10 protein-coding genes are annotated in these 10056 nt (G+C 74.3%); 5 read left to right on the forward strand and 5 right to left on the reverse strand.

Annotated features, from left to right (window positions below; all coding sequences use genetic code 11):
* Window positions 1-104: 104 nt before the first annotated feature.
* The gene (locus ACIQGQ_RS33795) at window positions 105-566 is read right to left on the reverse strand and encodes a pyridoxamine 5'-phosphate oxidase family protein (protein WP_352280540.1); all 462 of its coding nucleotides are present in this window, start codon (window positions 564-566) and stop codon (window positions 105-107) included.
* 62 nt (window positions 567-628) lie between these two features.
* Here ACIQGQ_RS33795 and ACIQGQ_RS33800 point away from each other — a divergent pair, with 62 nt between their 5' ends.
* A complete protein-coding gene (locus ACIQGQ_RS33800) occupies window positions 629-1321 on the forward strand; it encodes a cysteine hydrolase (protein ID WP_402403416.1) in 693 nt (230 codons plus the stop codon).
* On the opposite strand, the gene ACIQGQ_RS33805 is transcribed toward ACIQGQ_RS33800, so the two are convergent.
* Window positions 1311-1787 carry a Rieske (2Fe-2S) protein gene (locus tag ACIQGQ_RS33805; RefSeq protein WP_402403419.1) on the reverse strand — a complete coding sequence of 159 codons (477 nt, stop codon included), beginning with the start codon at window positions 1785-1787 and terminating at the stop codon, window positions 1311-1313. The two genes, ACIQGQ_RS33800 and ACIQGQ_RS33805, sit on opposite strands and share 11 nt — an antisense overlap.
* Window positions 1788-1908: 121 nt before the next feature.
* Between ACIQGQ_RS33805 and ACIQGQ_RS33810 the strand changes: the two genes are divergently transcribed.
* On the forward strand, window positions 1909-2319 hold the full coding sequence (locus tag ACIQGQ_RS33810; protein ID WP_402403421.1) for a hypothetical protein: 411 nt from the start codon (window positions 1909-1911) through the stop codon (window positions 2317-2319).
* 7 nt (window positions 2320-2326) lie between these two features.
* On the opposite strand, the gene ACIQGQ_RS33815 is transcribed toward ACIQGQ_RS33810, so the two are convergent.
* Window positions 2327-2953, reverse strand: coding sequence for a TetR/AcrR family transcriptional regulator (locus tag ACIQGQ_RS33815; RefSeq protein WP_402403423.1), 627 nt, complete (start codon window positions 2951-2953; stop codon window positions 2327-2329).
* Window positions 2954-3074: 121 nt separating this feature from the next.
* On the opposite strand from ACIQGQ_RS33815, the gene ACIQGQ_RS33820 reads away from it, so the two are divergent.
* From ACIQGQ_RS33820 to ACIQGQ_RS33830, 3 genes are all read left to right on the forward strand, one after another.
* A complete protein-coding gene (locus tag ACIQGQ_RS33820) occupies window positions 3075-3314 on the forward strand; it encodes a hypothetical protein (protein ID WP_402403425.1) in 240 nt (79 codons plus the stop codon).
* Window positions 3315-3555: 241 nt separating this feature from the next.
* Window positions 3556-3831: a hypothetical protein gene (locus ACIQGQ_RS33825; RefSeq protein WP_352280546.1), complete on the forward strand. Its 276-nt coding sequence runs from the start codon at window positions 3556-3558 to the stop codon at window positions 3829-3831.
* 51 nt (window positions 3832-3882) lie between these two features.
* Window positions 3883-4635: a thioesterase II family protein gene (locus ACIQGQ_RS33830; protein WP_402403429.1), complete on the forward strand. Its 753-nt coding sequence runs from the start codon at window positions 3883-3885 to the stop codon at window positions 4633-4635.
* Window positions 4636-4709: 74 nt separating this feature from the next.
* On the opposite strand, the gene ACIQGQ_RS33835 is transcribed toward ACIQGQ_RS33830, so the two are convergent.
* Window positions 4710-6743: a beta-ketoacyl synthase N-terminal-like domain-containing protein gene (locus tag ACIQGQ_RS33835; RefSeq protein WP_402403432.1), complete on the reverse strand. Its 2034-nt coding sequence runs from the start codon at window positions 6741-6743 to the stop codon at window positions 4710-4712.
* Window positions 6740-10054, reverse strand: a complete 3315-nt coding sequence (locus ACIQGQ_RS33840; protein ID WP_402403435.1) for an amino acid adenylation domain-containing protein — start codon at window positions 10052-10054, stop codon at window positions 6740-6742. Before ACIQGQ_RS33840 ends, ACIQGQ_RS33835 begins: the two co-directional genes overlap by 4 nt.
* Window positions 10055-10056 lie beyond the last annotated feature (2 nt).

Consider the following 10056-nt stretch of genomic DNA (forward strand, 5'->3'; position numbering starts at 1 on the left):
CCTCGGCCGGGCCCGTGATCCGGCGGTCCCCTCCGGCCGCTCCTTCCGGGAGGGGGGCCGGTGGTCCGCGGGCCGGGGACCCGCCGGGGCGGCCTCGGCCCGGGTCACCGGATCTTGCGGAAGTCCCAGGAGGTGATGGCCCGCGGGGTCAGGCGCAGCCAGGCGTGACGGCCGTCGTGCGGCATGGTGTCCATGCCGAAGTACTTCGCGGCGAACAGCCTTTCCGGTACGTCGAGTTCCGGGCAGTGCTCGCCGGTGCGCGGCGCCTCGCCGACCGGGACGGCCTCCCCGGACAGCTCGATGCCGCGCAGCTCCCCGTACTCCGTCCCGTCGTCCACCACCACCGCGAGCCGGGGGTCGCGGCGCAGCTGGGACCAGCGCAGGCTGCGCGTGATCGAGTACAGCCAGAGCGCATCACCGTCCCAGGCGAACCAGAGCGCGCCGATGTGCGGCCGGCCGTCCTCGGCCACCGTGGCCACCCGGCAGGTGCGCTGCTCGGTGAGGTACCTGTCGCGCTCCGCGTCCGTCATCATGATCCGGCGGCCCCGTCGCTGGGTGGTGGCCATGGGCGTCTCCTCCCGTGAGCTGACTGTGCGTCAGATCATGCGGCCTCTTCCTTCGTCGCGCAATGGCGGATAGCCTCGCGCGCCCCGTCCGCCGTGGAGAAGGGGCCGCCGTGCCGTCGCAGAACCGACTCGCCGAACAACTCGATCCGGCCACCACCGTGCTGCTGACGGTCGAATGCCAGCAAGGGGTGGTGGGCCCCGGGAGCGCGTTGCCCGAACTGGCCGAGGAGGCCCGGTCGTCCGGCACCCTGGACCGGATCGCCGCGCTGGTCGGGGCCGCGCACCGGGCAGGCGTCCAGGTGCTGCACGCGGTGGCCGAACGGCGCCCCGACGGGCGGGGCGCCAACAGCAACGCCCGGCTGTTCCGGGCCGCCGGGCGCCTGCCGGTGCAGCAGCACAGCGGCACGGCGGCGGTACGGGTCGCGGCACCGATCGAGGTCGCCGCCGAGGACCTGGTCGTACGCAGGCTCCACGGCCTCTCGCCGCTCGCCGGCACGGACGTGGACGCGCTGCTGCGCAACCTCGGCTGCCGGACCCTGGTCGTCACCGGGGTCTCCGCCAACGTGGCCATCCCCAACGCCGTCTTCGACGCGGTGAATCTCGGCTACACCGCCGTGGTGCCGTCGGACGCCATCGCGGGCGTCCCCGCCGACTACACCCCGGCGGTGGTCCGCAACACGCTCGCACTCGTCGCCACGGTCACCCGCACCGACGACGTACTGGCCTGCTGGGCGGGTGGCGCGGTCAGGGAGTGAGTGTGATCGACCCGCCCGCGACCGTGATCCGTTTGGCGGGCAGCGGCCTGGTGGCGGGGCCGTGGACCACGGCACCCGTCGACGCGTCGAACTTGCTGCCGTGGCAGGGGCAGTCGATGGTGCCGTCCGCGACGCGCGAGACGGTGCACCCCTGGTGGGTGCAGGTGGACGAGAACGCCTTGAACTCGCCCGCCTTCGGCTGGGTCACCACGACATGCCGGTCGGGGAAGACCTTGCCGCCGCCCTTGGGGATGTCGGCCGTGTCCGCCAGCACGGAACCGGTGGCGGTGGCCGTGGCGGCGGCGGTGGGACCGGTGGTCCGCGCGGACGGCTCGGCCGTCGCCGAGGTGCCCGACTCCTTCGTGTTCCCGCAGGCGGCGAGCAGGGCGGCCATCGGGGCGGCCCCGGCCGCGACGACGACGGTCCGGCGCCCGGGGTGCTCCCCGCGGCTTCGTGCTGTGTTCATGCTGGCTCGTCCTTCCGTGGTGCTTCCGGTGTTCCGGCTTCCGCACCCGGTCATCGGCAGACGAGCGCACCGGCATGAGCGGGGCCCCGGACTGTCAGTGCCGTCTGCGAGGGTGAACGGCATGACACTGAGGAGCTTCGACGCACTCGAACGGGCCATCCGCGACAGCTGGGGCGCGGACACCACGACGCCGGTCCACCGCCCGCACTGGACGCCGGACAACCCCGCGCGCGACCAGTGCGGGGTCACCGCGCTCGTCGTGCACGACCTGCTCGGCGGCGACCTCGTCCGCGGCGAGGTGCACGTGGACGGCGAACGGGTGGACTACCACTGGTGGAACCGGCTGGGCATGGGCGTCGAAGTCGACCTCACCCGCGAGCAGTTCGCCCCGGGGGAGGTCGTCGTCGGAGGGGAGGTGGTCGTACGGCCCGCGGAGATCGTCCGGCTCCGCGAGGAGTACGAGCTGCTGCGCGGCAGAGTCGCGGCGGCCCTGCGTTCCCAGGACGCCGCGGCCGTCGCCCCCTCGGGCTGAGCGGCGGTCAGGACCCGAGTGCCCCGTCGGCCAGGCCGAGTTCCCGTTCCGCCGTGCGTACCGCCATGCTCGTGACCGCCTCGGGGCGTTCGGCGGCCGAGCTGTTGGCGTGCGCGCCGAGGCCGTCGATGACGACCAGGATCCGGATGGTCGCCAGATACGGGTCGTCGGTGCGGAACTCGCCGCTCCGGGCCCCGGCCCGGATCAGCTCCTCCAGGCGGCCGCGCCACAGGGCCTCCTGCCGGTCGACCCGGTCGCGCAGGACGGGGCGGTAGCGGCTCAGGTGCCGGGCGTTGATCCACAGCCGGCTGACGTCGTCGTACGCGGGCCCCGTCGCGTGCGCGAAGAAGCGGGTCAGCCGGTCCGTGGGCCGCTGTGCCGCCGGCTCCGCGGGCAGCAGCGAGTCCAGCTCCCCGCCGGCCGCCGTGCCGAAGGCCTCGGCGACGAGCTCCTCGACCGCGGGGAAGTAGTGGCCGATGAGACCGGGCCGGACCCCCAGCTGCTCGGCTATCCGCCGCAGCGTGATGCACTCCAGACCCTCGGTCAGGGCGATGGCCGCCGCCGCCTCGACGATCTCCGCACGCCGGTCCGAGGGGGATTTGCGGATCCGCTTCTGCTGCACGCTCGACGCCATGGCGGCAACAGTAATCGGTGCGTCGTGCCGCCGGAACCGCCGCCGCTCCTGCCGGTCGCCGCCGAACCCCGGTCCTACCGTCGGTTCCTGGAAGCAGTCACCGACGCCTTGGAGGACAGGTATGAACAGCAACATCCGTACGGCCGCCGCGGCCGCCGCTCTCGTCGCCGGTCTCGTCACGGTCACCGGAACCAGCGGTGCCGCGGCCGCCGAGCGGCCCGAGCGCATCACCAGCCAGGATCAGCTCGCCCGGTCCATCGCCCAGGCGGTCGCGGCCGAGCAGGAGCGCGGCGCCGTCACCAGCGGTGTCATCGGCGGCATGGTCGCCAGCATCCCGTCGGACGTCCGCGGCCTCTGCTGACGAGAAGGAGGTGAGCACCGTGGACAGCACTGCGGATCGCGCCCCGGACGGGCGGGAAGAACCCCTCAGGTGGTGCCCGAGCGGTGATGCGAGCCGCCCGGAGACCGTTGTCCTCGGCGTACGTTCCGGGGAACACGATCAGGTTGTCTACCTGGCAGAACCCGTACCCGCCGCCGATGTTCTCGGTAGCATTCCGGAGGGGATAGCTCCCAACCGGGTGCTCCGGTTCGCCTCGCACTGCGTGTCGGACTGCGCGAACCGGGTCGGCGAGGCCTGCGGGCTGATCGAACGGATCAGGACCGTACCGGCCGAGCCCGGTCCGGCCGCTGTACCACGGTGCCATCTCCGCCCGCACTGCAAGTGGTGGAACCAGGCCGGTGTCGAGGCCTGCCACCGCTGTCCCGCCCTCACGACACTGGAACCCCACGACAACGAACTCGCCGTTCTCGTCGCGGACCCGGCGACCACCCGGGACCAGTTGGAGAGCTGGATCGCCGCCGAAGGCCGGGCGGAGTAAGACCTACGCGGCCGGTCACGGACCGGCCGAGAGCACGAGAGAAGGGATGCCGTGGACAACTGGATACGGTGCTTCCACCCGGCCCCCGAGGCCGGAGCGCAGCTGGTGTGCTTCCCGCACGCGGGTGGTGCGGCCAGCGGCTACCACGCGCTGTCGGCCGCGCTCGCGGGGTCGGTGGAAGGACTGGTCGTGCAGTACCCCGGAAGGCACGACCGCCTCGCCGAGCCGTTCGCCGAACGGCTCGGCGATGTCGTGGACGCTGTCCTGCCCCTGATCCCGGTGGACGAGGGCAGGCCGCTGTTCCTGTTCGGGCACAGCATGGGCGCGCTGCTGGCGTACGAGACGGCGCGCCGGCTCACCGCCGAAGGGCGCGGGCCCGCCGTGCTGTTCGTCTCCGGCAGCGAGGCCCCGGCGCGGCCCCGGCACACCCGGCTGAACGGCTCGTGCACCGACCAGGAGCTGATCGACGAGATGCGGCTGCTGTCCGGTACGGACGGCGAACTGCTGACGCATCCGGAGATCCTCAAGCTGTCGCTGCCGCCGCTGCGCGCCGACTACGCCATGCTGTCGGCGCGCGTCCATGTGCCCGGGCCGCCGCTGAGCTGCCCGGTCTTCATGCTGACCGGTGACAACGACCCGCGGGTCGGCATGGAGGGCGCCCAGGAGTGGGAGCGGGAGACCGAGGGGGCCTTCGAGCGGCATGTGCTGTCCGGCGGCCACTTCTTCCTGAACGACCATCTGACTTACATCGCGGAGCTGATCACCGCACAGGTGCCCGGCCGGACGGTTCCCACCGGCGCCTGACATTCCGTACCGCGCGACGGGCTCGGCCCCGACCCCTTTCCGGGTCGGGGCCGAGCCCGTCGCGTCGGCCGCCCTCACTCCGCCTCGAACTCCGAGAGCAGGGCGTCGAGGGAGTCGTCGCCCTGCCCGGTCGCGATGATCTGCCGGGCCATCTCGTGCAGGGTCAGCTGCTCCAGGAACAGGGTGATGGGGACGTCGAGACCGAAGTCGTCCCGCAGGCAGCCGACCAGGTGGACGGCGGTCAGCGAATCGCCGCCCGCCGCGAAGTACGTCATCTCCGGGTCGTCGGTGTCCGGCAGCCCCAGGGCCTCGGCGAGCAGCGCGCGCACCCCCTGCTCCAGACCGCCGGAGGCGTCGCTCCGCTCCGGCTCCGGTCCGCCCGGCGCCGCCGTGCCGAGCCGGTACGCGCCGTGCCGCTCCCCGGCGAAGGGGTAGGTGGGCAGCGCGACCCGGCGGCCGCCGCCCTCCCGCACCACCGGTTCGCCGGCCAGCCACGCCTCGCCCAGCGGGTCGGGCCCGCCCTGGCCCAGCGGACCGCCCGCGGCCAGCCCGTTGAGCAGCTCCGCGGCTGCGGCCGCGTCCCCGGCCCGGACATAGCCGCGCACGGCCAGCGGGGCGCGGCCCCGGTGCAGGGTGTACGCGGTGTCCGCGAGGGACGGAGCGTCCGGCGCGCGCAGGGCCTTCGCGAGCCGGCCCGCCAGCGCGGAGAGGTCCTCCCTGGTCCGGGCGGACAGCAGCAGCACCTCCGGGCCGTTCTCCGCGTCCGGCTCCCCGGCACCGCGCGGCGGCGCCTCCTCCAGGACCACGTGCACATTGGTGCCGCCGATGCCCACCGAGCTCACCCCGGACCGCCGGGGACCGTGCTCCGGGCGCGGCCAGGCCGCCGTCCGCTCGACCAGGTGGAACGGCGAGTCGTCGAAGCCGAGTTCGGGGTGCGGGCGGCCCGGATCGGCGTTGGGCACCAGGATCGCGTTCTCCAGCATGAGCACCGACTTGATCAGCGCGGCGACGCCGGCCGCCGCGTCCAGGTGCCCGATGTTCGACTTCACCGAGCCGATCCCGATGCGCCCGGTGCCGAGCGCCCCCTTGAACGCCGCGGTGGCCGCCGCGGCCTCGATCCGGTCACCGAGCGCGGTGGCCGTGCCGTGCGCCTCCAGGTACTGGGCGTCGGCCGGGTCCAGCCCGGCGGCCGTCCACGCCTCCACGACGGCGGCGGTCTGCTGGTCCACGCCGGGTGCGGTGAACCCGACTTTGGTCGCCCCGTCGTTGGTGACGGCACTGCCCCGGACGACCGCCCGGATCGGGTCGCCGTCGGCGAGCGCGTCGGAGAGCCGGCGCAGGACGACGACGCCCACCCCGTTGCCGGGGACGGTGCCGTCGGCCCGCTCGTCGAAGGGGCGGCAGCGGCCGTGGCGCGAGTAGATCCCGCCCTGCTGGTGGACGTAGCCCCGCCGGTGGACCGCGTCCACGGCGACGCCCCCGGCCAGCGCCGTGTCGCACTCGCCGAGCAGCAGCGACTGCACCGCGAGGTGAACCGCCGTCAGCGAGGTGGAGCAGGCCGTCTGCACGGACATGCTCGGCCCTTCGAGCCCCAGCCGGTAGGAGAGCCACGGGCCGAGGAACTCCCGGTCGGTGAGGATACGGACCTGGAGCGCGCCGATCGACGCGGCGAGGCGCGGATCGGTCTGCGCGGCCAGCATGTGCTCGGTCGGGCCGCCGCCGACGTACACCCCGGTGCGGCCGCCGCCGAGCGGGTCCCGGCCGGCGTCCTCCAGCGCGGCCCAGGCCGTTTCCAGCAGGAGCCGGTGCTGCGGGTCGAGGGCCGCCGCCTCGGTGCGGTTGAAGCCGAACAGCTCCGCGTCGAACCGGTCTGCGTCCGCCAGATGGCCCTTGGCGGGTACGTAGTCGCGGCCGCGGACCTCCTGCGGGTCGGCGCCGTCGGCGAGCAGCTCCTCCTCGGTGAAATCGGTCACCGAGCAGTGCGCGTCGAGCAGGTTGGCCCAGTAGGCGTCCAGGTCGGGGGCGCCGGGGAACCGGCCGCTCATCCCGACGACCGCGATCGCGGAGTCGGCGGCGAGGGGCTCGTTGGCGCTGATGTTCTCGGTCATCGGGTGGAACCTTTCCGGGAGGTGAGACGGCGGGCCGCGGCGGTGCGTCGTGCGTGCCGGTCACCGCCGCGCGCGGCGGCCGTGTCGGCGGTGGGCGTGGGGGCGGGCGTCCCGGAGCCGGGCTCGGCGGCCGCGGCGGCCGAGTGGTCCAGGAACGCCGCGAGGGCGCTGACGGTGGGGTGGCGGAACAGGTCGACCAGGCTCAGCTCGCCGTACGTACCCCGCTGGCGCAGGGCGGACAGGACGTTCAGCAGGCGGATCGAGTTGCCGCCCAGGTCGAAGAAGTGGTCGGTGACGGCGACGAGTTCGACGTTCAGCACCCGGGCCCACAGACCGGCCACCAGCTGCTCGGTCGGGGTGCCCGCGACGCTGGTCGAGCCGTCCGGGAGGCACCGCACGGTGGCGGGCTCCGGGAGCCGGGCCCGGTCGATCTTGCCGTTGCTGCTGAGCGGCATCTCGTCCAGGCGCACGAACACCTCGGGCACCATCGATCCGGGCAGCCGCCGGGCGAGATGGGCGCGCAGCTCCGCGTCCGGCGGGGCCTGGCCGTCCCGGCCCACGACGTACGCCACCAGCCGCTGGGCGGTGCCCGTGCCGCGGACGGTGGCGGCCGCCAGGGCGACGCCGGGGGCGCCCGCCAGCAGGGTCTCGATCTCGCCGAGCTCCACGCGGACGCCGCGCAGCTTGACCTGGAGGTCGGAGCGCCCGAGGTAGTGGATGAGGCCGTGCGCGTCGATCCGGCCCAGGTCCCCGGTGCGGTACATCCGGCTGCCCGGTGCGCCGTGCGGGTCGGCGACGAAGCGTTCGGCGGTCAGGGCCGGCCGGCCGATGTACCCCCGCCCCAGCGAGGCGCCGCCCACGTAGATCTCCCCGGCGACCCCGGCGGGGACCGGCCGCAGCCGTTCGTCGAGCACGGCGACCCGGGAACCGGGCACCGCCCGGCCGAGCACCACGGGCCCGCCGGGGGAGAGGTCGCCGGTGGTCGCGTAGACGGTCACCTCGCTGGGCCCGTACGCGTTCACGATCCGGCGGCCGGGCGCGGCGAGCCGCTCCACCAGTTCGGCCGGGCAGGCCTCGCCGCCGACCGCGACGGTCCGCAGCTCGGGCAGCTGGCCGGTCAGGTCGGGCAGCAGCATCGCGGCGGACGGCGGCAGGAACACATAGGTGATCCGGGAGTCCCGCAACCGTTGCAGCAGGGCCTCGCCGATCCGCTCGTCCTCGCTCGGGACGTGCAGCTCGGCACCGGCCACCCAGGGGAAGAACAGGTCGGACACGGCGACGTCGAAGCCGAACGACACGAACTGGAGCACCCGGTCGTCGGCGTTGACCGGGAAGGAGTGCCGGACCGCCCGGGTGAGGTTGAGCAGTGCCCGGTGCTCGATCGCGACGCCCTTGGGGACACCGGTGGAGCCCGAGGTGAACAGCACATAGGCGAGGTCCTCCGGGCCCGGCGCGGTGCGGCCGGCGGGGAGGCCGGACGGGGGCGGCGGGTCGGTGACGGCCGGGCGGTCGATCCGGACGCACGGCACCCCCAGGTCCTCGCCGCGCCCGGCGGTCTCCTCGGCGGTGATCAGCAGGCCGGTGCCGGAGACCGTCACCATGTGACGGAGCCGGGCCTCGGGGTGGGCCTGGTCCAGCGGGACGTACGCGCCGCCCGCCCGCAGCACGGCGAGGGCGGCGATGCCCTGGTGGGCCGAGCGGGGCAGGAGCAGCCCGACCCGGAACCCCGGCCGTACCCCGGCGGTGCGCAGCCGGGCGGCCAGCGCGTCGGCCTGTTCGATCAACTCGGCGTAGCTGAGCCGGAGTTCACCGAAGACCAGGGCCGTGGCATCGGGGTGTTCGGCGGCCCGGTCGGCGATCAGGTCGGGCACCAGGCGGTCCAGCGGCGCGGCCTCGGCCAGGCGGTCGGCGCCCGCGATCGTCCGGCGGCTCTCCTCCTCGGGCACCAGCTCCACGGTGGACAGCGGGGCCGACGGGTCGGCGAGCAGACCGTCCAGCAGCGTACGGAAGTTGACCGTCCAGCGGCGGACCGTGGCGGCGTCGAACAGGTCGCTGCGGTAGATGAACTGGGCGGCGAGCCCCTCGTCCCACCGCTCCATGAACAGGTGGAAGTCGAACTTGGCGGTGTCCAGGGTCAGCGGGAGCCGTTCGGTGCCCGCCCCGGCCAGCGACAGTCCCGGCGCGGCGTCGTCCTCGTAGCTGAGCGCCACCTGCACCACCGGGTCGTGGCTGGTCTCCCGGACCGGGGCGAGCGTGTCGACGACCGCCTCGAACGGCGCGTCCAGATACGGCCGTGCCGCCTGCGTCGAGGCCCGGATCCGACGGACCAGCTCGTCCAGCGAGGGGTCGCCGGACAGGTCCACCCGCATCGCCAGGGTGTTGGTCAGCATCCCGACCATCTCCTGGAGCTCGGGCCGGTCGCGGCCGGCCGCCGGGTAGCCGATCACCAGGTCCTCGCCGCCCGAGAGCCGGGAGAGGAACGCGGCGTACGCGGCGAGCATCGTCATGAACGGGGTGGCGCCCCGTGCCGCCGCCACCTCGGCCAGGCGCTCCCTGACCCCGGCGCCGAGCAGGAACCGCTCGGTGCCCCCGGCGGCCGTGCGGACCGGCGGGCGCGGGTGGTCCAGCGGCAGTTCCACGAGGGCGGGGGCGCCGCGCAGCAGCTCCACCCAGTGCTCCACGGACGTCTCGAACGCCCCTGCGGCGGCGCACTCCCGCTGCCAGGACGCGTAGTCGGGGAACTGGAGCGGAAGCACGGCCGGGCGGTACGGCCGACCCCCGGACTCCTCCCGGTACCCCTCGGACAGCCCCTCCAGCATCAGGTTCAACGACCAGCCGTCGCAGACCAGATGATGGGCGACGAGCAGCACCCGGTGGCTGCCGTCGTCGACGGCGTACACGGTGCAGCGCAGCAGCGGCCCCCTGCCGGTGTCGAAGGGGAGGGCGGCCTCGGCCCGGACCAGGTCGTCCGCCCGGCCGGCCGGAACACCCCGGCGGACGGTGAGCGGCACCCGGCCCCCGGCGGAGACACGCTGCACCGGGGTGCCGTCCTCGGCGGTGCGGAAGACGGTGCGCAGCGCCTCGTGCCGGGCCACCAGCGCGTCCAGGGCCCGGCCGAACGCGATCGTGTCGAACGGCCCGCGCACCGCGAAGGCCACCGGCACGTTGTACTGCGGGGAGCCCGGGTTCAGCTGGTCGAGGACGAGCAGGCGGCTCTGGGCGTCGGAGGCGGGGAACTCGTACTCCTCGTCCCCGCCGGCCTCCGTGGCGGTTGCGTACGGGTCGATGAGATCGACGGCGTCGACGGTCATGG

The sequence above is a fragment of the Streptomyces sp. NPDC092952 genome (genome assembly GCF_044754785.1).
Classification (GTDB): Bacteria; Actinomycetota; Actinomycetes; order Streptomycetales; family Streptomycetaceae; genus Streptomyces.